General features: G+C 38.5%; 17 protein-coding genes and 6 pseudogenes. 8 read left to right on the forward strand and 15 right to left on the reverse strand.

What is annotated here, in order from left to right; translation table 11 throughout:
* Positions 1–8: 8 nt before the first annotated feature.
* The 4 genes and pseudogenes from QYF49_RS10020 to QYF49_RS10035 form a co-directional block, all read right to left on the reverse strand.
* Positions 9–266, reverse strand: a pseudogene (locus QYF49_RS10020) (SRPBCC domain-containing protein); the annotation flags it as partial.
* A gap of 248 nt (positions 267–514) precedes the next feature.
* Positions 515–649, reverse strand: a complete 135-nt coding sequence (locus QYF49_RS10025; RefSeq protein ID WP_290399469.1) for a hypothetical protein — start codon at positions 647–649, stop codon at positions 515–517.
* 24 nt (positions 650–673) lie between these two features.
* The gene (locus QYF49_RS10030) at positions 674–3,319 is read right to left on the reverse strand and encodes a phospholipase D family protein (RefSeq protein WP_290399470.1); all 2,646 of its coding nucleotides are present in this window, start codon (positions 3,317–3,319) and stop codon (positions 674–676) included.
* Positions 3,303–4,856 carry a hypothetical protein gene (locus QYF49_RS10035; RefSeq protein WP_290399471.1) on the reverse strand — a complete coding sequence of 518 codons (1,554 nt, stop codon included), beginning with the start codon at positions 4,854–4,856 and terminating at the stop codon, positions 3,303–3,305. The genes QYF49_RS10030 and QYF49_RS10035 overlap by 17 nt, the downstream gene beginning before the upstream one ends.
* Before the next feature lie 688 nt (positions 4,857–5,544).
* On the opposite strand from QYF49_RS10035, the gene QYF49_RS10040 reads away from it, so the two are divergent.
* The 4 genes and pseudogenes from QYF49_RS10040 to QYF49_RS10060 all read left to right on the forward strand — a co-directional run bounded on the left by QYF49_RS10040 (position 5,545) and on the right by QYF49_RS10060 (position 9,980).
* On the forward strand, positions 5,545–6,309 hold the full coding sequence (locus QYF49_RS10040) for a hypothetical protein (protein ID WP_290399472.1): 765 nt from the start codon (positions 5,545–5,547) through the stop codon (positions 6,307–6,309).
* A 332-nt stretch (positions 6,310–6,641) separates the two neighbouring features.
* Positions 6,642–6,974 (forward strand): hypothetical protein, encoded by a 333-nt coding sequence (locus QYF49_RS10045; protein ID WP_290399000.1) that lies wholly within the window; start codon positions 6,642–6,644, stop codon positions 6,972–6,974.
* A gap of 593 nt (positions 6,975–7,567) precedes the next feature.
* Positions 7,568–7,952 (forward strand): annotated as a pseudogene (locus tag QYF49_RS10055) (transposase); the annotation flags it as partial.
* Positions 7,953–8,450: 498 nt separating this feature from the next.
* Positions 8,451–9,980: a multicopper oxidase family protein gene (locus tag QYF49_RS10060; RefSeq protein ID WP_290399473.1), complete on the forward strand. Its 1,530-nt coding sequence runs from the start codon at positions 8,451–8,453 to the stop codon at positions 9,978–9,980.
* A 49-nt stretch (positions 9,981–10,029) separates the two neighbouring features.
* Here QYF49_RS10060 and QYF49_RS10065 read toward each other — a convergent pair whose 3' ends face one another.
* A complete protein-coding gene (locus tag QYF49_RS10065) occupies positions 10,030–10,176 on the reverse strand; it encodes a hypothetical protein (RefSeq protein ID WP_290399474.1) in 147 nt (48 codons plus the stop codon).
* A 527-nt stretch (positions 10,177–10,703) separates the two neighbouring features.
* Positions 10,704–11,195, reverse strand: coding sequence for a hypothetical protein (locus QYF49_RS10070; protein WP_290399475.1), 492 nt, complete (start codon positions 11,193–11,195; stop codon positions 10,704–10,706).
* Between the two features lie 391 nt (positions 11,196–11,586).
* On the opposite strand from QYF49_RS10070, the pseudogene QYF49_RS10075 reads away from it, so the two are divergent.
* Together QYF49_RS10075 and QYF49_RS10080 are read left to right on the forward strand one after the other, a co-directional pair.
* Positions 11,587–11,869, forward strand: a pseudogene (locus QYF49_RS10075) (recombinase family protein); the annotation flags it as partial.
* 404 nt (positions 11,870–12,273) lie between these two features.
* Complete coding sequence (locus QYF49_RS10080; RefSeq protein ID WP_290399476.1) at positions 12,274–14,019, forward strand: metallophosphoesterase family protein; 1,746 nt, start codon at positions 12,274–12,276, stop codon at positions 14,017–14,019.
* Positions 14,020–14,183: 164 nt separating this feature from the next.
* Here QYF49_RS10080 and QYF49_RS10085 read toward each other — a convergent pair.
* Positions 14,184–14,286: pseudogene (locus QYF49_RS10085) on the reverse strand (IS3 family transposase); the annotation flags it as partial.
* A gap of 229 nt (positions 14,287–14,515) precedes the next feature.
* Between QYF49_RS10085 and QYF49_RS25750 the strand changes: the two are divergent.
* On the forward strand, positions 14,516–14,917 hold the full coding sequence (locus QYF49_RS25750; protein ID WP_354005835.1) for a DeoR/GlpR family DNA-binding transcription regulator: 402 nt from the start codon (positions 14,516–14,518) through the stop codon (positions 14,915–14,917).
* On the opposite strand, the pseudogene QYF49_RS10090 reads toward QYF49_RS25750, so the two are convergent.
* The 3 genes and pseudogenes from QYF49_RS10090 to QYF49_RS10100 form a co-directional block, all read right to left on the reverse strand.
* Positions 14,889–15,098: pseudogene (locus tag QYF49_RS10090) on the reverse strand (JAB domain-containing protein); the annotation flags it as partial. The gene QYF49_RS25750 and the pseudogene QYF49_RS10090 sit on opposite strands and share 29 nt — an antisense overlap.
* 502 nt (positions 15,099–15,600) lie before the next feature.
* A complete protein-coding gene (locus tag QYF49_RS10095) occupies positions 15,601–16,236 on the reverse strand; it encodes a hypothetical protein (RefSeq protein ID WP_290399477.1) in 636 nt (211 codons plus the stop codon).
* Positions 16,237–16,306: 70 nt separating this feature from the next.
* Positions 16,307–16,453 carry a hypothetical protein gene (locus tag QYF49_RS10100; RefSeq protein ID WP_290399478.1) on the reverse strand — a complete coding sequence of 49 codons (147 nt, stop codon included), beginning with the start codon at positions 16,451–16,453 and terminating at the stop codon, positions 16,307–16,309.
* Positions 16,454–16,622: 169 nt separating this feature from the next.
* Here QYF49_RS10100 and QYF49_RS10105 point away from each other — a divergent pair.
* A pseudogene (locus QYF49_RS10105) lies at positions 16,623–16,949 on the forward strand (tyrosine-type recombinase/integrase); the annotation flags it as partial.
* Positions 16,950–17,057: 108 nt separating this feature from the next.
* On the opposite strand, the gene glnA reads toward QYF49_RS10105, so the two are convergent.
* From glnA to spoVK, 5 genes are all read right to left on the reverse strand, one after another.
* Positions 17,058–18,392 carry a type I glutamate--ammonia ligase gene (glnA, locus tag QYF49_RS10110; RefSeq protein ID WP_290399479.1) on the reverse strand — a complete coding sequence of 445 codons (1,335 nt, stop codon included), beginning with the start codon at positions 18,390–18,392 and terminating at the stop codon, positions 17,058–17,060.
* Positions 18,393–18,437: 45 nt separating this feature from the next.
* Complete coding sequence (locus tag QYF49_RS10115) at positions 18,438–18,830, reverse strand: MerR family transcriptional regulator (RefSeq protein WP_290400412.1); 393 nt, start codon at positions 18,828–18,830, stop codon at positions 18,438–18,440.
* A 91-nt stretch (positions 18,831–18,921) separates the two neighbouring features.
* On the reverse strand, positions 18,922–20,184 hold the full coding sequence (locus QYF49_RS10120; protein WP_290399480.1) for a methionine gamma-lyase family protein: 1,263 nt from the start codon (positions 20,182–20,184) through the stop codon (positions 18,922–18,924).
* A gap of 12 nt (positions 20,185–20,196) precedes the next feature.
* Positions 20,197–21,432 carry a GTPase HflX gene (gene hflX / locus QYF49_RS10125; RefSeq protein WP_290399481.1) on the reverse strand — a complete coding sequence of 412 codons (1,236 nt, stop codon included), beginning with the start codon at positions 21,430–21,432 and terminating at the stop codon, positions 20,197–20,199.
* Between the two features lie 40 nt (positions 21,433–21,472).
* Positions 21,473–22,411: a stage V sporulation protein K gene (gene spoVK, locus QYF49_RS10130; RefSeq protein ID WP_290400413.1), complete on the reverse strand. Its 939-nt coding sequence runs from the start codon at positions 22,409–22,411 to the stop codon at positions 21,473–21,475.
* Positions 22,412–22,423: the final 12 nt, after the last annotated feature.

Genomic DNA, 22,423 nt, shown 5'->3' on the forward strand with positions numbered 1-22,423 from the left:
ACAGGCTCTTAAATTTTTTCTGAATTTGTATAGCCCGTCTCATTAAGAACTACTAATGTACCGTCTTTATAAGGCTCAAGTTTAAAAGTTACTGTTGAATTTTGTTCTCCTGGTGACCATTGAAAGACAAATTTTTTGTCTGGAGTTGCCTCAGGTATTTTTCCCCCATCTTCAATATTTACATTTTCACTACCGAAATTTGTCCACCTCAATCGTATTTCACCAGTTCCATCTGGGTTTATCTCTAAAGATGTGTCATCTGTAAACCAAGCATTCCAACCTTAGGATGTTGAAAATATAAACCTCTATTTCAATCGTTGTGTTTATTTGTATTACTTGAAAAGTCTATAGATAACATCTAATGAAAAAATTAATAATGTTATTTCAAAAGAAAAATGGCGACGATTACGTTGCGATTTTTGGTGTTATTTACTACGTTTTCATCGAAAAGCAAACCAGATGATTTCATAGATAGGTTCGAAAAGAACAATACTCACTATCTAAAAAGAATTTTTCATATGACGCTGTAAGCTTTGTGAATCACTAGCTCTAGATTTTCGAGTCTATTTTGATATTGCTTCTTTTCTCCGATTTGCCTTTCCCCGTCCATTAACTCGTGTCTTTTTTGAAGATATTCCACATACTCCATTTCAATGTTCTCCCCAACGCATGTTTATTTCGTTCTAAACCCTTCGCAAATGATGCTTGTATCTCCTCTTTCAGCTGCTGAGATCAGCTGGTGTTTATAAACATTATTTTTCTGCTCGATGTATGGTTCGCGGTCCCGTTGTTTATACACATATTTCCTCTTTAACACTCGTTTTTTCTGATTGTAATAGAGAACAAATCGCTGAACCGGCATTTCGGGATTCACATTGAACCAACGAATTTTAAAAGCTGAGGTCTCCTCCCACTCCTCTACTGCAAGCATTTCCGCTAATATATTTAGTTGTTTATGGTGAAATTCAGGTGTAAGTTTAACTTCTCTTTCAAGGCAAAGATCTGGTTCATCCACCAATGGAATTTTCTTGACCGTGATATCCATACTTCTAATTTTACTAACAAGCTGTTCAAAACTAAGTAATGGAAACATTTTATGAAAGGATTGCTCGTACGCTTCTTTATCCATATCTATTCCAAACTTTCGTTGCAGTAAAAGGCTGATTTGTATCGAGTAATTGTGAATATTCTTACCAATCGGATGAATTTGTTTATGTATATTCTTTAATAACTGCCCTAATTTCTTCTTTTCGTTTCTTAGAATATGGTAGTTATCCTCTGTCTTTTCGAGTATATATCCTTCGGCAGCAATGGTCCCTAAAGTGTGGATAAGCAGCATTTGCATGTCTTCTCTCGACATATCTAATATATTGTTTTGGCTATAATGTTCGAGCGCTTTTACCACTTCAAAACATTCCAATACCAGCTCGTTTTTTGTGAGAAAGTGTTCCCCTAACTTCTGCTCTAACAGATTTAAAAATCCCAGGTAGATCGTCATATTTTTAATCATGATGTCAGGTTCAATGTTTTCTAAGTAACGTTCAGAGTTTATTCCCTTATTGTATTTGGTCATAAAGTTCTTCATGCGTTTTTGGAGCTTTTCGCGTAAATCTTTTGGTATATCTACAGTCTGTAGTTTTTCAAGGTTAGAATCAAACTTCTCACTTGTACTTTTAATCGTTTCAGCTGATTCTTCGTAAAAGCCTTTTAACAATATCCGGATCAAATTTCCGATTACATCTACATTTCCAATTGAACCATAAGCAACGTCGGTTTCTTCTAATGTATAGTAATCATCTGGATTGCTGCTGACGTATTCCTCAACTTGACTTAATTCTGCCTGTGCATGAATAGACTTCATTCGGGTGTTTGTTTGTTCAGTTTCGTCTATATCCCGCTCTGTTAATATCAAACGATTCTGCAAGTCATCCAAAAGCGCGACAATATTATGATAGTCTTCTAAATAGGGGTCATTAGGCAGTTGAAAATGAACAGATTTCTTCATATTATGAAACGTGTTTTGTAAAGAAACCGTATCGTGATACCAGCCCATAAAAGAGATAGATCGTTCTTTCGTATATCCTATTAATGAAAGAACTGGACTTAACGGCTCAGTTTTCGTATTAAAGACATAGGTAAATACATTCCCATTTGTTTCAGCTAAAACACCTTCTATTGAGTCCTCCAATAAAATGGACTTCAGCAAAAGATCTGTTTTTAACGTAATAAACAGCTGCTGATCTCGCAGGATTCCATCAATAAAATAAATTCGGAATGGTTCTTTTTCTATTTCTCCCTGTACATCCTCTTCTATTGTTCGAAAATCCTCTGGCAAGGGGATTGGAAGAGGGGTAAGTGTTATGCACTTCTCAAAAATATGATCAAACTCTCCCTTTTCACCTACCTCAACCACAATTGCCTCTGAGTTTCCGTCAAATTGGGAATTTAACAAGAAAGCTTGTCGGCTGCAGTTTCCGCTGCCGTAGATAATCACTTCCGTACTCTCTCCTATAAAACGGAACACTTTTCCATGGTATCGCTTATGAGATTCCTCTAAAAAATCAGCCTGATACAGTGAAATATTGGATTCAAGAAGCAGATGACGTGGAAAATTCGTGTGTTTATTCTGCAAATAAATTTTGATTTGTTCTGGCTGATATCTTTCGTTCCACTCCTTAATCAGGGATAAGGATTGATCAAAATAAGGAACAAAACATTCAATTTCTTTAATCCCGTTTGGAATAAATTGATTTAATTGTTCCTGCATCGATTGTTCTTGATTGGTGAGTAGAGAACTTTCTCGAGCCGTATCTTGCATTAGGTATGAAAATTCCTTTGTTTTTGAAAATAATTCTTGCCACATCTTGTTGTTATGTTCTTTGTTGAATGATTGAAACAATTGAAAAGCTGCTTGAATTTCAGCAAGGTATTCATATTCTCTTCCAACTGTATCGATAGTAAACCTATTAAAAACTTCATGATTCGTAATGAAGCCAGCAGGTGTTAAATTGCCGCTCCCAATGAGTACTTTTGCTTTATGCTCACCCAATAGCAAATACACTTTTGGATGAAAGGCATGGTTCGTTTCCATACCTTTTATGATGTAGCTTTTCCCTAATTCTGAAATATTCGGTTTCGTAATCGACTCAAATAGACACTTTTGATCAACGAATAAGCCTAAGTATGTACAGTTTTGCTCAATGAAATGACGGAGAATCATTTTTTCAAAGAATAAGAGGTCGGTAGAATAAGATGTAACTAATGCCACTTTATATCCTGGCTCCTTTAACTCCTCTATTAAATCAATTCTTTTCATCAAGCTTCACCCTCCCTGCCGCTGTGACTTGATATACTCCTTTTTCTGCCTCAACCATTCCTAAATCGACTAATATGGATAACCCTTGCATGACTCGAAAAACATTAAATGAAGGCTGATCATCACTAAGAAAATATAGCTTGCCATCATTTTCCACGAAATGATAGGTTTCATTTCCGGTGGTAATCATCTTATTTAAAGCAACCTTCTGATGCTGCTCCAAAATATAAAAGCGTAATATATAGCTAAGGAATTCTTTTAAAGGTTTATCCCGATAAGATTGAACAAAGTCCATCCATATTGTAAAGGAAATGTCGTCTCTTCCTCCTAGCTTTAACAGCTCCTGGTGAGAAGTGTCAAAATCATCTCGATTTAGGAGACGATTGTATACATACAACATCATAAGCATAGGCTGCCATATATGATTCTCTGCATTAATTTCTTTTTTTCTCAGTTTTCCAAAAGTGGCTTTCCTGAAATCCTGATTCAAAGGGATGGATTCGTTTAAACTTTTTATATCCTCTGAAAGATCATGTCTATTGTTCTCTAGCTCTTCTACAACAGCAGCAATTAATTCACTCATCGAAACAACTTTTTTAGACATTTGATGAAGCAAATACGACCACATCGTATCCAGGCTATAGGTGAAAAGTTGGCGTACTTGATAAATTTCCCAACCTTTTGCCACATTTTGAAGATGACTAGGAACCGTAGTCTGGTTGTCATACAATCCATCTAACATCATGTCCTGCAAATAAGAGAATGTGATCTTACTCCCCCTCGATTGATGAATAATATGCATATAGTACAGCAAAGATTGCTTACGCAGTATTTGCCTGGAGTTTCGAGGTTCTTCAGGCATAAATATATTTGAAACAATCGGATAGTCTTTTGAATTAGGATCTTTTAACCGGTCAAGTGCAGCCACTCTTCCAAAATCAAGCAATACTCCTCTTGGTACAGGAGTATCTTCTAGCCGATTATCACGATAATAGGCAGTATGCTTAATCGTCTGTTCAAAAGCTTCAGCAAGCATTTTACCAACTGGTGTCAGACGATCAATATGTACACCTTTAGCCTCCTCCCCTATCTTCGTTATCCCTAGGATCTTCATAACATTCCGGTATGTACCGTAGCCACCAAAGCTGTCTTGTACATAATTTGATTTCTGCTCAAAGGCATCTTGTGGTTTTCTCCATTCTTCTATAGCTTTTTGTATACCGATTACATCATGAGTAATGGCACCCCGCTCAAGAGCTTCCGCATAATTAGCTAAAATAAAATACCATTCTTGTTTTTTTAAAAAGCTCTTAAAGTTTTTTATGGTTTTTTCTTCGGGTACATTTTGAATAAAATCGTATAACACCCAAGCAAAAAAAGACCAGTACCTTGCCCTAGGAGTGATACTTGTAACCCCTGATTGAAGGTAATCTGCAATCAAAATACCCACATTCCGAATACCAAGATGATCTTGCCCAATAATAGTTTTTACACTAGACGTCGTATATTTCGGTCCTTTACTTACAGGAATCAGTAACATATTATCGCTCCTTAAGTTCAGTTTAAACAACTCGTTAACTTTTTTTGCGCAAGACTTCTACTATCATTACTTTCTAAACCCATTAAAAAAACCCTTCTAAAACATAAGGGTTCATTAATTAATGGACATTTTTAGCTAGCACTGCCGAAATTATTATCTTGTTGGAGTTTTTTTCTTTTATTGTTTTAATCTTTTTTTCATGATGCTCTATCCTATTTAATAATTTCTCTTTAAGGTCTTCATTTTAACAACTGTTTAATAGTGTTAGATTATACATCAATAAAAATTTGTGATAGTTCAACTTTAACTGCGACATAGTGGCACCACCAGTATATTAACGTATTTTCTTTTATTTTCGACTTTTTTGTTTCTGGGGGACTAATACCATCCCCATCTTTGTTTTAAGCTTTTGATATGATAGTTGATAATAAAATACTTATGCAAACTAAGATAAAGAAAAAAAGATCCAGTTAATGCCAGCGTTTAATCTCCTCATTGCGCTTAACAATTACATGGTAAACGATCTTGCTTGAAGAGCTATAGGTGTATGTCTCATCTGGATCAATTGGTAGTTCAGCATATACACCTTCCCAAAAATCTTTCCGCAACTTTTTTGTATACATCATTAATATTTCAAATTATAATATGATTAGGAAGGATGTGGTAAATGGTGAAGAGGAAAAGCATATTGTCTTTAGCAACAGTTGTTGCAATATTTTGTGGCTCAACCCAGGTTTTTGCCGATGTTCATGTGAGTGGTTACTTCAGAAAAGATGGGACATACGTGCAGCCCCATTTTCGGAGTGATCCGGACGGCAATTTTTCAAACAATTTTTCAACTTATGGTAACATGAATCCCTATACGGGAGAATTAGGAACAAAACGGTTCCCACAGTACAATAGCTATTCTTCCAATACTTTTCCTTCGTTTCTTTACTCATATGTTGGTGATAATGTTTACGACCCAGAAGATGATACAGGTTATGATAATGACTATTCCACAGATGATGATATAGGTTATGATGATCAAGAAGATACAACACTTACTGAAGGTTATTCAGTGCCTGCAGCAACCGAGGAAATTAATGAAATAGATCCTGAAAGTTACATTTCTGGTTTAGAATCTAGTGATGAACTTAAAGTAAAGAAGGTTATTGTTCAATATCTAAATGAAATTAATAGTCGTAATTATAAAGGTGCTTATAATTTATGGGATAAGCATTGGAAATCTCAACATTCGTATCAAGAGTTTGAGGATGGATATATTGATGTGATTAATTTCATTGATTTCTTAGACACCTCTTCTACTGATCAAGGGGTTACCGCACATCTTCAGCTCTCAACCTTGGAAGGCTGGGATGAAACCGAACACAGTTATGACATCACTTACAGCGTAAAAAAAGTTGATGGGCAATGGAAGATTATCCATGGGAAAATTAAAAAAACAGAATGAAATAAGGGGCTGTCCAATAAGTCCCTAAAATAAAAGCAGGATGTAAAAACGACCCGTTTATCCATCCTGCTTTTTTAGCTGCTCTTTTTTGGCTGAAAGTAGCCAGGCGGATGCCTGCTACTTTCAGTAGATTGTATGCTAATGCCACAATCCCAGACTCCACATGTACTCGGTCTAACCCCAGCTGCGACCGTTAATAACAATTGTGTAAATATTTTTGTAAAGTATATGTATATAAAGCATTTTGCGTTATAAAAGCATGCTGTTGTTGCATATAGTACATCCAAACATTTTGATCTTATCTAAATCTGGAGCAAAAGAGGGGAATACCGATGCGAAGAACTGCCGAAATGGTATTGGGGCTTATTGGTAGTAGTATTGGAACAATTATTTATTTGATGGTTTTTATTACTATTGCAATCAATCCCCCTATTGATTTTCTATTTACAATTGGGGTCTTTATTATGATGTTGCTTCAAGTCATTGCATTAGTTTTAAGCTGTTTAGTAAATAAAATAAATCACATTGCATATGGCATCTCCATAATAGTAATAGGGGTTCTAACTTTCATATTTTTTTTCGACAATGTATATATATTAGTCGGCACAGCTATCCTTTATATTGTTGCTGGAGCAATTGCGTGTTTCAGATCAAAACTAGGGTAGAGTATGCAGATGGTTACTGCAGGGGCCTGACAAAGTACATGTCCAAGTTTGGAAATGCAATCTACTGAAAGTAACAGGCATCCGCTGGCTACTTTTATGACTTATTGGACAGCACTCTTTTTTTATACTGATACCCGCATCAATGACGTATATATCAAACGAATTTCATAATTTTGAAACTGGTCCGGTCTAAACAGGGGACCTTTCCCGATCATCTTAATTATCACGAATATAGCGAATCGCTTCAATTTGCCTTCTATTTCTTACCCCATATCTGCACTCTATCTTTTAAGAAGCTATATTTTTTGTACAAGACCTTCTATGCCTAAACGCCCCATCGTTTTTTAATAATACTCATCGTACCTGTCTAAAAAAAAGGATTATTTAACACTACTACCGACTTTTTTGGCATACTGATCTCTGAAATTCTATTTTAATAAGGCCACCTCCTCATTTAAATTTTGCCTACGTTTTTAACAGCCCCACCATCCACAATCGGATCGGTTTTATCCAGGCAGACATTTTTCCCCTGTAAGATCGATTTATTCATGCCAGCTGCACCAGCAGGCTCTGCCCCAATGACCTTGGTTTTTGGTGAAACGCTTTGCATGTACGTTCCGATCCGGATTCGAAAAGCACGGATAGGGAAGAAAAATCAAAGTAATAACCAACAGCAAGTTTATTATTTTGATATTGAAAAATGTAAAATATGTCCGTTACGCGAAGGATGTAATAAGGAAGGGGCAAAAAGTAAAACGTATTCTGTTTCAATCAAATCCACAGAACATAAGGAACAGGAAGCATTCCAAAACAGTGAAGATTTTAGAGAAATCGCACGTAAAAAATAGTGAATTAAAACATGGACACGGGTATGATACGGCATCATCTGCGGGTCTATTTGGTATGGAAATACAAGGTGCAACAACAATATTCGCCGTCAATTTGAAGCGAATCATTACGCTTTTAAAAGAAAAATAATAGTAAAAGTAAATGAAAATAGGCACTATCTTAGGACGAAAACGTTCAAGAAGGTGCCTATTTTTTTATGAAGTGACATAATTAATTAAAAACGTAAGTTTTTCAATGCCCTCGTCAAACGGGGTTTCTTCTTACCAAAACAAAATTTCTCTCCAAGGGTCGCGGCAATGGCAACTTCTCTTTCTTCTATTTCTGCAGTTTCTGCATCCTATCAAATGAAGAGGAAGAAGAAGATTCACATTTGAAATGCTTTCTTTTCTACGATCACATCTGGAACACATAATATACGTCACCTCACTAAGTGATACCTTAATTAAACAATCATGTGAAAAAGTGAGACAAGTTGTGATAATGAGTAAGGATTAACACGGGTTGTAGTAAATAGTTCTTATAGTAGGCATATTTGCAAAAACCATTTGAGTTTGTCATACAGGACCTGTATTATTTATATCCTTTATAAAGAAGAATTGATTATGGTGGTTATAAAGGAGCAAAAATATGATTCTCTCTAAATTTGTAGACGAACTTCCTATCCTCCCTATTTTAAAACCTCGATGGACAGATCCATTTCAGACTTATTATGAAGTGAAAATGACGGAATTTAAGCAATCACTCCATAGTGAGTTAAATGATACAACTGTTTGGGGTTATGAAGGCAGCTATCCAGGTCCTACAATTGAAGTAGAGAGTGGAGAAAGAGTGTTTATTAAATGGATCAACAATCTTCCTGATAAACACCTTTTGCCAATAGATTATACTGTGCATGGTGCCCATACGGATGTACCGGATACACGAACAGTAGTACACGTTCATGGCGCTAGTGTTGAACCGGATAGCGATGGCTATCCTGATGCATGGTTCACCAATGGATTCGCAAAAGTTGGTCCAAAATTTAAAAAGGAAGTATATCAATACGATAATAACCAGAGATCTGTTACTCAATGGTACCATGACCATACGATTGGGATTACTAGACTCAATATATATGCGGGTTTGGCAGGTTTTTATCTTATAAGAGATCAAAAGGAACGTTTATTGAATTTACCTAGCGGTAAATATGATATCCCTCTTATGATCCAAGACAGATCTTTTCATACAGACGGTTCCTTGTATTATCCAAACCAGCCACCAAAACCGATCAAAAGATTAAAAACATCCATTATCCATGAATTTTTTGGAAACACCATCCTTGTTAATGGAAAAGTATGGCCCTATTTAAATGTGGAACCACGAAAATACCGGTTCCGTCTTTTAAATGGATCTAATACCCGTTTTTACAGGATAAAACTTGATTCAGGACAACGCATTTATCAAATCGGGACGGATAGCGGATTAAAGGAATATCCAGTAGGGATCAAAGAAATCTTACTAGCTCCTGCAGAAAGAACAGATGTTATCATTGACTTTACGAATCTTGAAGGAAAGAACATTATCATGACAAATGATGCCCCCGCACCTTTTCCAGATGGAGATTCTGCAAATGTAGTAAAGATAATTATGCAATTTAGAGTCTCAATTCCACTCTCAAGTATTGATACGAGTGTTATTCCGCAGGACATGGAACCCATTCAAAAGCTAAGTGAACAGACGGCTTCAAATGTAAGATACCTCACCTTAAATGATAATATGGATCAATATGGACGGGAATTCATGCTTTTGGATAATAAACAATGGGATGCCCCCATAACCGAAAATCCAAAATTAGGATCAACCGAAATTTGGTATCTCATTAACTTAACGACGGATACACATCCCATTCACATCCACTTGATTGGTTTCCAAATACTAGACCGAAGACCTTTTGATGTTGACAAATATAATAAAGAAGGGGTCATCCATTATACCGGCCCAATTATTCCCCCCGACCCACAAGAACAAGGAGAAAAAGACACAGTAAGGGCTAATCCAAAACAAGTAACGCGAATTATCATGAAGTTTGGACCGTATACAGGGTTGTACGTTTGGCACTGTCATATCTTAGAGCACGAGGATTACGAGATGATGAGACCGTATATGGTTATAAGATAATAAAAGAAAAGCCCAGTTGCTTTTGCAACTGGGTTTTTCAAATGGAGAATTACCAAAAACCATGTCCTCCAAAACCTCCGAAGCCTGGAAAAACACGATCGGACTGGGTGTTCCTGTTCTGCATCTGCATGATGAGGTACATATTGTCGTTATCATAACTGTGTATCTTTCCCTGATAGACATTACCATCAGCCATTTCAACCTCACAATTTCGTCTACATTTTGTTGGCAGAGGTTCATGAATTATCCTCCGTTTGATAATTGTCAGTGGGCATATGATACCCCGAGTGTATATTGTCTATACCGTATTGCAAGAAAAAGCTTCCTAGAGTTTATTCAATACCATAATATTCACTAGGACAGCTTTTTACTAATAAAAATAAAGAGCGTAAAGAAAAGAGCCTCCCTTAAAGCAAACTTGATTAATTGTGGCTTTCAAACTGTTTTAAGTAACCCTTAAAACCCTGTTAAATCAACGTTTTTCCAATCTTCATTTCATATTATTTCATAGTTTTTCAATCTATGTCGGCACCAAATCGGCACGAACTTTAATTTAACTAAATAATAATTCAATGGTATTTGATTTGAGAGAATTGAGTATTTTGCACCTTAAGAAAGCTTTCATATAAGTGATGTCATACATTAGTAACCTTTTAAACTGCTATTAGCTTGTAGACAAAACCTCTTGTCTACAAGCTTTTTTTGTTTGATGTTTGAGGGGAGTCAAATCGGTTTCGGCTGTTGAATGACCATATTTTTCTTTGCGGATTCTTCCATTCGCGCTGCCAGCGTTTGAATATAAGAATCCGCAAGCTTGGATGGATAGTAGCCCACTCGCTCGCGAACCAGGTTTTCTATTACAAAACATTTTCGCGTTGCCCGTTCGTATTCTAAAAATGCGTATTGCTCAGCTTCCATAAATTCGTCCGCTCCCTCTTTCATCGCTTGAATGAATACATACCTCTGCTGATAGATGTCTGCCCGTTCTTTTCTGGCAAACTTTAAAAGAAATAACAGTTCAACCGTAGAAAAATTCATTATCTCCGCCGTACTTTTATTGAGATCTGATAGAGAAGGCTGGGAAGCCGGCAGGAAGTTTTTTCGCTTTCCATAATCCTGAAGATCCCCCCTTCTGATTTGCATTTCACAAAATGAACAATAAGAAGAGAGAGGGGTAAAAGCCACTTCCGTTCCACAATAAGGACAAGTTTTCAATTTCTTCATCCTTTCCATTTGTTATTTTGATTTTGATCGTTGACCTTCTTTTTTTGTTTTCCCTTTTGACTTACTAAACGAAGTCGTTCCCAAAAGGGGAGGATTTTTCCCCTTTTGCAAGTAGAACGAACAAGGAGTATAGAGAGGGGGTCAAGGGCGATTTGAGCAATAAAGTTTTTTATGTTGCGCAGCGTTTTTAATAAAAAAGTTTTTTGCCCCTTGACCAACTCGCTCTCCGACATAGCGTTCAGCAGATGGTGGGCGAAGCCTAGGAGGCTCCGGCTGCTCAAAGGTTAGTTCGGATTACGTGATTGTACGATTCGGAAGGCAAAAGGGAAAAAGACCAATCAAAGCAGGCGTTAGCCTGGTTCCCTTTTTTCTTTCCTCTTGTTTAAATGTCGGGCCGCTTAAAGATACATCTATGGGACGTTTTTTTACATACTTTACTGGCTGTTGCCGAGTTAGAAAGAAACATGATCGTCGAGCGTACTCAAGAAAGAAAAGCTGTAGCGAAGCAAAGAGAAGATTTCCGAGAGGGTAGGCCAAAAAAGTACGGCATAAAACAAGTTGAGCACTCCCTTCAGCTTCTCCACCATCATTCCTATAAGCAAGTAGAAGAAATCACCGGAATTAGCAAAAGCACACTGATACGAGCAAAAAAAAAATCTAAATAAATCTCTTTGAACAGAACCTATTTCTCAAGAAAATAAAGTCGCCTAAAGGCGAATTAAAATTAGACAAAAAAAGAAGAAAAGTATCTCCGGCTACTTTTCTTCAAATATAGTAAGTCTAATCTTACCTTAGTCTAATAAGCAGTGCGAATTTACATCGGAACTAGAGCATCATCGCACCCACCACCATGAATTTGATACGACCATTATACAGAAAAAAAGGTATGATTCCTCACCAAATTGAGAAATCATACCTTTTTTAAGTTAAGAGGACTTTTCAGTGCCCTCCGTCTGTTTGGGGGGTTTTTTTATTTACTTAAGTTATACAGACAATTAAAAAAGCCGTAATATTTTCTTTATAATGGACTGTTAGTCTAACGCTGTACAACAAAGAAGGGAGCAACCCAATGAAAATTTGGAAAACTATCATAGGAATAATTACCATGGCATCGGTCGCGTTTCCTGTCACCCAGGCACATGCTCTAACCAGTGTAGACAAGCAAGACGGTGGGATCGGAAATACCACCCATTATATGGATAAGAATCCTGACATTGCAGCTGATCCAAAAGTTAAAAATATTATTTATCCGTTAATGGCAACACCTGCAATTAAGAAAAAGGGCTCTGAATTAACCATCCAGGTCGATACGAAAGGAAAAGACCCTTCTGGATGGATTGTAAAGCTAAATGAAAACTCGAATTCCAAGGTGGAAGGTCAATATTCACTTCCTGTAACAAAGGCAGAAAAAGGTTCTTCGTATTGGAAGAACAGCAGCTTCATTTATAACGTGACCGTCTCTATTCCTAATGATGTCACAGAAAAGCTATATGACCTCGATGTGTCATATACAGCTGACGGAGCTCAAGTAAAAGATGAAGAACCTAACTCGGTTAAGGTCGTTAATGACTTTAAAAAAGATTTCCGATTTATTCATTTAACAGATATCCACGTAGGATCTCCTAGGAATATACAAGATCCTGCCAATGCAACTGAAGCTGGGATGTGGAATCCTGATGAATCAAAACGCTGGTTGTATCTGCTAAAAACCATTAAACAGGTGAATCTTTTAAAGCCGGATTTTGTTGTTTTGACAGGTGATTTAATGTTCGGCCAAATGAATCCTAAAGAATATATCTATGAATATGAAGAGACATACCGCATGTTAAAGAAGTTTGACGTGCCCGTCTATATTATCCCGGGTAACCATGATTTTTATGCCCAGGACGCGACATTGACAGACGGAGCAAAATATTGGGGAGAATACTTCGGTCCAGAATATTATTCCTTTAATTACGGTCCATATGCCCATATGGTTGGAGCTAATTCCATGGATTGGGACAAATTTGACAGGCAAGGACATGGGAGCCTTTCTGTTCCGACTTGGGGCGGTCAAATTCGACAAGCACAAATGAATTGGATAAAGAAAGATTTGGAGCAAAATGATCAGACAGCTAATGCCAATCAGGTAAAGGGTTTGTTTTCCCACAATAATCCAGTCAAACGCGACAGGGAAATATGGCCTTCATCTGACCCTGATGTTCAGGAATACTGGAAGGAATATGACGCACAACACAATCCGCAAAATCTCAGCACATTGTTCAAAGCAGAGGAACTTGGACAAAAGTATGATCAGCTTTGGCATGGTGAAGGGGCTCAGGAATTAGTTGATGTTATGAAGCAGCATGGCGTGAGTTTTTCACTTCACGGCCATACACATACTGATAATATAACCCAACAGAATGGAATTCTATATACCACTACCGCCTCCATTGAATTGTCTGCAACACCATGGGAAGGCTATCGTACATTCCAGAAAGACCCTGATAGTAAAAACTTTAATTCCTACATTTATGAAGGAACTGACCGCTCAATTCCAGTTTATGAGAATGGTAATTCAGCTGCAGGAACGGTTTCTTTTGAGGCAAACTTAGCGCAACCCAATGACGGTACACAGGGAGCACAGACTGCTACCGTGACGAATCGTCTGAAAAAAGAGGTCACCATCACTGTTCCTTTATATATGAAACCAGGAACCTATAAACCAACAGACGGAGAAATCACCGAAAATAAATTATATGGAACAAAGCAATGGATGGAATTAAAAGTGACGGTGCCAGCTAACTCCACAAAAGAAATAAAAATCCAGCCATAAAAGCTGTTAAACAGAAAATCAAAAACGGATTAAAAAGACGTGCGAGATTACCGAGGCCACTGAAAAACTTGCGTTTTTTTAGAAGAAAATAACTAGCTTCATAAAAAAGACGACTCACATTCAATTATCGAATTGATCTGAACCCAAAAAGTTAGACAAAAATATTAAACGGCTTCTTGGGCCTGAGTCCGGTATTGAACCGGACTCAGGCCTTTTAATTTCGCCTTCATTCGTTTGTGGGTTGTAATAATGGATATACTTTTCTAATTCCTGTTTAAAATGCCGGTCTTATTCGTAGAGTGCACGGTGGTGCACTTAGCATTGTGAATGATAAGATAGATTTTAAAACCAGAGTTGATTACAATATTTGAGTTAAAGAGCATCTTGCTGAAATTGCAATACCAATATTAGAAAATGTTTCTGTTATCTTTATTGATGGAGGGAGGACCAATTTAAAATTGCAGAAAAAATCCCTCTTACGTATATAGGAAGAGTAATCACTAATAGCCCTTCTGTCGCACTAGCTTTATGTAATCTCCCTCATGTACAAATCATTTCTATAGGTGGTGAATTCGATAAAAAGAAGCGTGTTAATAAGGGATCATTTACTATCAAAGAGATTGAGAAGATTCATATTGAGTTTTGCTTGCTTGGTATTTCCTCCATTGATTCAAACTTAGGGATAACAGTACCATCATATGTTTATATACTGAATCTAACGTATGGCAGTAAAATAATGGTTAAATTTTATTTATGTACCCAAAATAAATACATTAATAGACTCCCTCCCGAATTATTATTCGGAGGAAATGATAAGATCTCTTTTAAAACAAAAGCAAAAAAAAGAAGGGCAAAGCCTTTCCTTAGATTTAAACGTATCCTTTTTCTTTCAGGCTAGTGTAATCTGCCTTCGCATTAATGATTAGATGATCTAAAACTTCGATACCGATTAGCTTTCCAGCAGCTACGAGACGTCCTGTAACTTCGATATCTTCACGGGAAGGCATTATGTCCTGGCTCGGATGCTGATGATAGACGAGTATGGAAGAGGCATTATTCAAGATCGCTGATTTAAATAGCCCATCTTTTAGAAGAGTGCATACTTTTGAGTTGTCACCTCAGTAAAAACTATAGAGAATCCACTACTAGCTCAACCTTGAGGAAGGGAGCTATTTTTTATTTTATTGTTCCTTGATCCGGGTAACTCCTTAGCTCCACTAAAAGTGGGGTTCTGTAGTAAAATTTTTAAAAAAAAATATGAGGTAGATTCTCTGGAGGTTAAACTCCCGGGGTGAACTCCAAAAGCGGGTTCTGTAAAATCACCTCATCTAAAAATGTCTACATGCGGGAGAGACCATCTCCCTACCCCTTATGATTTTTTAGTGTTTGCTTTTCAGGTAGGCTTCAAAGCCCTCTCAGGAGTAAATACAATGATTTGTATGAGCCAGCTTACTTCAAAATCTTATTCCAGAGCCTTTAACTTGAGCTTAATACCGTCTGTGTAGGGCTCATGAGGTGAGAGCTACTGAACTGGTACTCTGAAGGTGACTTATGAGCATATCGAGGGGGCTGTAGGATGTATTAAAAATTCACTAAAGAGTTGTCATCTTCATTTTCTTTTATGTCTTTTACTTTTTCAATTTCCTTTTCTAGGTCCTCAATTACCTTTTGAAAATCTTCAGTTACTTTATCTTCCAATGCTTTCTTCCATGCTCTTTCCTTTAAGTCCTCAATAGTTGATTTTTCGTCGTTTATTTTGTTCGCTTCATAGTTTAAATTGCTATTTGTGTACCCATTCATATCAATGTGATCGACTTGCTCTTTCACTATTTCGTCTATGCGATTATCTAAGGGAATAGTATCTGAGTTTAATGCAGTCGAAAATTCCTTATAAAATTGAAAACATTTAATTAAGTTAATATGTAGGTTAATGTCACTAATGTTTTCTAACAACTTAAAATGCTCATCATCAAATATTTCCATTTTATACTGCATTCCATTAAGCTCATATTCCGATATACCCTCTTCATCATCATTCTCAAAAGTGCATATGCCTCCGTGTGCACGAATTAAGCTCTCCCTGTGTTCTTTGACCCTTATAATTTCGGAATAATACTTTTTAAGCTCAATTTCTATTCTAAGTAAAGAAGGAAGTTGCCCTATAATTTCTTTTCTTCTATCGAGGATTCTTTGGTTTCTGATTTGTAATTTAGCCACTATATACGCGACTACTGCACTAAGAATACCTCCTGTGTAGTTACCCCAAAACGATAGCCAGTTATCCGAACTACCAAACACCTAGAAAGACAATATAGTTAACTGCAACTGGTGCTGCTAAAAACAGAGCAATTAATGATAAAATACTTATTAAATTTTTCTTTATAAAACTGATTATCTGTTTAATATTCACCTGTTTTTTCTTCCTGTTATCCATGATGCAGGTCTCCTATGTCTAAAATTGCATTCAAAATTTTCTCTTTTTTTAAGAGTTTTTTCAACCATTTCAGTAACTTTTTGACGTTTAATCTTTTTAAATTCCTCTAAAATATCATCAGGCAACAAATCTGAGTAGTACTCCAAATCAATATGCATAAAATTTGTGACAAAATCGGGATTTCTTTTATAAGTTTCCACATACAAAGCTAGTATTGTGTAGGAATGATGGGGATATTATGCCAAAATCAACTTTATTCAACGCCTTTGAACGAATTTTGAAACGCGCCGATCTTCCCAAAGTGCCAATCCATTCATTACGTCATACACATGCTGTTTTGCTTTTGGAAGCAGGAGCTGATATGAAGTATGTTCAGGAGCGTTTAGGTCATGGCAGCATTCAAATTACATCAGATGTTTATGCCCATATCTCCAAAAAGATAGAAACAGATACTATGGGTAAATATAAAGAATATATGAAAAATGTCTTAAAGTAATAATTTTTTGGTCCATTTTTGGTCCTGCATTAATTATTAATGAAATTAACCTTTATGACCAAAAAGCAAAAACCCCTTAACACCAATGGTGTCAAGGGTTTTCGGATCTTAATACATGGACATATATTGTTCGCGTTCCCAAGGGTGAACCTGTGTACGGAACATATCCCACTCGATTTCTTTTGCTTCCACAAAGTGTTCTGCTGCGTGCTCACCAAGCGCTTTAAGAAGGACTTCGCTATTCTTTAAACGATCGATCGCTTCTTTTAGAGTCGCTGGCAGATCCTTGATTCCTTCTGCTTCGCGCTCTTCTTTGTCCATTACATAAATGTTACGGTCGATCGGCGCAGGGGTTTCAAGCTTATTCTTGATACCGTCCAGGCCGGATGCAAGCAGCACAGCCATTGCTAGGTAAGGGTTTGCTGTTGGATCCACGCTACGAACCTCAACACGTGTGCTGAGTCCGCGGGAAGCAGGGATACGGATAAGCGGGCTTCGGTTTTGCATGGACCATGCAACATAGCAAGGTGCTTCATATCCAGGAACCAAACGCTTATAAGAGTTTACAGTTGGATTTGTGATGGCTGTAAAGTCTTGTGCATGCTTAAGGATTCCAGCAAGGAACTCCATGGCAGTCTCACTGAGCCCTGTTGCATTGGATGGGTTGTAGAATGCGTTTTCTCCATCTTTAAATAGCGACATGTTCGCATGCATACCGGATCCATTCACACCGAATAGCGGTTTTGCCATAAATGTTGCATGAAGTCCGTGTTTACGGGCAATTGTTTTTACGACGAGTTTAAACGTTTGAATGTTGTCACATGTTGTGATCGCATCTGCATATTTAAAATCAATTTCATGCTGTCCCGGAGCTACTTCATGGTGAGATGCTTCAATTTCAAAGCCCATGTCCTCCAGCTCAAGAACGATGTCACGGCGGCAGTTTTCACCAAGGTCCGTTGGCGCAAGGTCAAAATACCCGCCTTTATCGTTTAGCTCGAGTGTTGGCTCGCCTTTTTCATCATTTTTGAAGAGGAAGAATTCCGGCTCTGGCCCGATGTTAAAGTCAGTGAAACCAAGGTCTTCCATTTCCTTCAATACTTTTTTAAGGATTCCGCGAGGGTCCCCGGCAAATGGAGTGCCATCTGGATTGTAGATATCACAGATCAATCTTGCTACTTTTCCTTTTTCGGAAGTCCAAGGGAAAACAACCCAAGTGTCCAGATCAGGGTAAAGAAGCATGTCAGATTCCTCGATGCGCACAAATCCTTCGATAGAAGAACCGTCAAACATCATCTTATTGTCTAATGCTTTTTCCAATTGTCCTACAGGAATTTCTACGTTTTTTATGACCCCTAATAGATCGGTAAACTGAAGGCGGATGAAACGTACATTTTCATCTTTAGCGATTTGCATGATGTTGTCTTTTGTAAATTTAGCCACTTGTTACTCCTCCTTAGTAATTGAATACAGCATTCACTGTTAAGATTAGTGGAAAAAGCGGGATAATTCCCCTTGAATCAATGAAGTTTTGCCAAATCGACCTGCATGCATGAGCTCACGCTTTAAACGGCGGTGAATTGCAGACTCAGACATTTGTTCATTCTTAACCTCATTTTTCAAAAGGTTAACTGCTTGCTGGTTCAATTCAAACACACGCTTGATGCCGGCAAGGTTAACTCCTTGTTCAATCAGAGATTTAATTTCCAGCAATTTATCCACATCGTTGAAAGAAAACATTCTCCGGTTTCCGTCAGTGCGTGCCGGATGAATTAATTCATGTTCTTCATAATATCGAATTTGCCGGGCAGATAATTCAGTCAGCTTCATAACAATACTAATCGGAAATAAAGGTTGATTCCGTCTTGTATCATCATTCATCATCATAAGCCCTCCTTCCAACTACTTTTATCTTATGTTACAAAACCTCACATGTCAACCTTATGTAAGAAAAAATAACATAAAAAATTAATTAGATCAGTTTCTCCTGAATCAGTCGGTCTGCAGCCGTTAGAATCGCAATTTTCACATGCTCATACGTTAAACCGCCCTGCACAAATGCAATGTAAGGAGGACGGATCGGTCCGTCTGCTGTCAGTTCGATGCTTGCTCCCTGGATAAATGTTCCTGCCGCCATGATCACATCATTTTCATATCCTGGCATGTACCCCGGATAGGGAACAGCATGGGCATTTACAGGAGAGACAAGCTGAATCGCCTGGCAAAAAGCGATCATCCTTTTTTCATCTTCTAATTTAACGGATTGGATCAGATCTGTCCGTTTAGCATCCCACGATGGATTGGTTGACATACCGAGCCTTTCAAGAAAAGCAGCTGTAAACACTGCCCCTTTTAACGCCTGTGCTGTAACGTGCGGCGCCAGGAAGAAGCCCTGGTACATTTCTAGCAGACTATAGAGGGAAGCTCCTGCTTCACCACCGATTCCTGGGGAAGTCAGCCGGTAGGAGCAACGTTCAACGAGTTCTTTCCTGCCTGCGATATAACCGCCTGTTTTCGCAAGACCTCCTCCAGGATTTTTGATAAGTGATCCAGCGATCAGGTCAGCACCGACTTCGCATGGTTCTTTTTCTTCTACAAACTCTCCATAGCAATTATCAACAAACACGATCACATCCGGTTTGATCTCTTTTACAAAGGCGATCATTTCACCGATTTCTTCTATTGTAAAGGAAGGTCTGTCTGCGTAACCTTTTGAGCGCTGGATGCCGATCATTTTTGTATGGCTTTTTATGGATTTTGAGATGGCGTTGAAATCAGGTCTTCCCTCTGGTGTAAGTTCTGTATGGGCATAGGTAATGCTATACTCCTTAAGGGACCCTGTTCCTTTTCCTCTAATCCCCACGATTTCCTCGAGTGTATCGTAAGGTTTCCCTGTGATGTACAGCAGCTCATCACCAGGAAGAAGCACACCGAACAACGAGAGAGAAATGGCATGTGTTCCTGATATAATCTGAGGCCTTACAAGGGCCGCTTCCGCACCAAACACTTGTGCATATACTTTTTCAAGTGTGTCTCGGCCGGCATCATCATAACCGTAACCTGTAGACGGGGTGAAGTGAAAGTCACTTACTTGATGATCACGAAAGCTGTTTAACACTTTTAACTGATTAAATTCTGCTCTCTGCTGAATGCCGTTATGCTGGGACCGGATTTTTTCCTCTGTCTCAATGGCTAATCTTTGCAGTCGATCTCCGTTTTGAAACTGTGAAAACATAGGGTACTCCTTTTATTGTAATTTCATGGATGGCAGGGCATAACCCCTGCACTCGTAGCTTTGTGTATCTTCGATGAAGACCTGTTCAAGCAAGATAGTGCTGTTTTTCAGCATCGACAGCTTTCTGCCTTCCTCCGCAGGGACAAAAATATGATAGTATTCCAGCTGCTTCTTCACCTCATTTTCAATTACATCTTTTAAAAGAAGCAGATCATCTTTTTGAAAGGCCGAGATGGATACAGATGACGTGTCCGGAATAAAGCCTTCATTAAACTTGTCTTTTTTATTGTAGACTGTAATCATCGGAATGGAGGAAGCATCAAGATCCTTCAAGATAGAAAGTACGGTCGATTCATGCTGATCACGGTCTTCACTGGAGCCATCGATCACATGGATCAGGACGTCTGCTTCCTTTACTTCTTCTAACGTGGAGCGGAAAGCAGCAATGAGGGATGTCGGAAGGTCCTGAATAAAACCGACCGTATCCGTCACAAGCACCTGGAGGCCAGCTGGAAGCCTCATTTTTCTTGTCAGCGGATCCAGTGTGGCAAACAATAAATTCTCTTCATAGCTGTCTGCAGCAGTAAGCCCGTTGAAAATGGTGGATTTTCCGGCATTGGTATAACCGACCAGCGATGCCTGGATCGCTTGATTCTCTTTTCTTCTTTCTCTGTAACGACCTCGATGGCTTACGATATCTTCAAGCTGGCGTCTGATCTCAGTAATCCTGGAACGGATATGCCTTCTGTCTTTTTCGAGCTTGGTTTCTCCAGGCCCTCTCGTACCGATTCCCCCGCCGAGACGTGATAAGGAAACACCAACACCTGCAAGTCTTGGCAGGATATATTGCAGCTGAGCGAGTTCAACCTGCAGCTTACCTTCCCTGGAACGTGCACGTGTTGCAAAAATATCCAGGATCAGCTGAGTGCGGTCGATCACCCTTGCTTCAAAAAAGCGGGAGAGATTTCGGTTTTGGGCAGGCGTCAGTTCGTCATTAAAGATGATTAAATCCGGCTCCAGTTCTTCCTCAAGCGCCAAGATCTCTTCAATTTTCCCTTTCCCTATAAAGGTTGATGCATCATAGCGCTCACGCTTTTGGGTCACAGATACTACAGCTTGTCCCTGAGCCGTTTTTGTCAACGACTCCAATTCTTCCATTGAATAAAAAAATTGCTCGTCGGTTTGCCCTGGCAACTGGCAGCCAACGAGGATGGCTTTCTCTAGATGAGAATGCTTGATTTCTTCCAAATAACCTACCTGCTTTCCTATTCATAATAAAACTATCATATCAAATTCCATGTTTTTCTTCCAGATGAAGGTCATCTGCCGTCAGCGTCATCAACGACTTCTTATCTGTTTTTTCTTCTCTCAGCAAACGGACGGATTGTTTCCTTACCGCCTTCTCGATGATGTTGCGGATATACCTGCCGTTGCTGAACGATTTTTCTCCAGCTGCACATACCCGCTGCAGATGATGGCGCAATTTCCATTCTGAATCTTTTGCCATGATATATTGCCGCTCAGCCACCATCTTTCTGGAGATCTCCATCAGTTCATCTACAGAGTAGTCCGGAAAAGAGACCATGATCGGAAATCTTGAGGGAAGGCCGGGGTTCAGTTTTAAAAATCGGTCCATTTCTCCAGAATACCCCGCAAGGATCAGGATAAAGTCATGCTGCTGGTCCTCCATTGCTTTGACCAGCGTGTCGATGGCTTCCTTGCCAAAATCTTTTTCCCCCCCGCGTGCCAGTGAATATGCTTCATCAATAAACAGAATGCCCCCCATGGCTTTCTTTAGCAGCTCGCGTGTTTTTTGTGCTGTGTGCCCGATATATTCTCCCACGAGGTCAGCCCGTTCTACTTCAATCAGATGTCCCTTCGACAATACGTTCATTTCATGAAAAAGGTTTCCCAGCATCCGTGCGACCGTTGTTTTCCCTGTGCCCGGATTCCCTTTAAACATCATATGAAGCACTTGTTTTTCCACTTTAAGTCCTTGTTCCGCTCTGCATTTATTCACATAAAGCCAGGCATAGATCTCTTTAATAAAGCCCTTTAACTCTTCCATTCCAACGAGTGATGCCATTTCTTGTTCCATCTTCTTTAATGGAAGGTGTTTTTCAAGCTGTCTTTCTTTCACAGATGGACTCGCTGCTTCTTCCACGCGTTCCCTTTCATTGTTTTGGTTCAGGATAATATTAATTTGCGTTTTCTTTTTAAATGTCATGGAATCATGCAA

The organism is Fictibacillus terranigra, assembly GCF_030412265.1.
Taxonomy (GTDB): Bacteria; Bacillota; Bacilli; order Bacillales; family Fictibacillaceae; genus Fictibacillus_C; species Fictibacillus_C terrinigri.

Bases quoted from the DNA above. Each gene is read 5' to 3' on its own strand.
- QYF49_RS10025 (WP_290399469.1), bottom strand. From the start codon at position 649: ATGGAGTATGTGGAATATCTTCAAAAAAGACACGAGTTAATGGACGGG.
- QYF49_RS10035 (WP_290399471.1), bottom strand. From the start codon at position 4,856: ATGTTACTGATTCCTGTAAGTAAAGGACCGAAATATACGACGTCTAGT.
- QYF49_RS10045 (WP_290399000.1), top strand. From the start codon at position 6,642: ATGCGAAGAACTGCCGAAATGGTATTGGGGCTTATTGGTAGTAGTATT.
- QYF49_RS10060 (WP_290399473.1), top strand. From the start codon at position 8,451: ATGATTCTCTCTAAATTTGTAGACGAACTTCCTATCCTCCCTATTTTA.
- QYF49_RS10065 (WP_290399474.1), bottom strand. From the start codon at position 10,176: ATGGCTGATGGTAATGTCTATCAGGGAAAGATACACAGTTATGATAAC.
- QYF49_RS10080 (WP_290399476.1), top strand. From the start codon at position 12,274: ATGAAAATTTGGAAAACTATCATAGGAATAATTACCATGGCATCGGTC.
- QYF49_RS10100 (WP_290399478.1), bottom strand. From the start codon at position 16,453: ATGGATAACAGGAAGAAAAAACAGGTGAATATTAAACAGATAATCAGT.
- QYF49_RS10115 (WP_290400412.1), bottom strand. From the start codon at position 18,830: ATGAATGATGATACAAGACGGAATCAACCTTTATTTCCGATTAGTATT.
- QYF49_RS10120 (WP_290399480.1), bottom strand. From the start codon at position 20,184: ATGTTTTCACAGTTTCAAAACGGAGATCGACTGCAAAGATTAGCCATT.
- spoVK (WP_290400413.1), bottom strand. From the start codon at position 22,411: ATGACATTTAAAAAGAAAACGCAAATTAATATTATCCTGAACCAAAAC.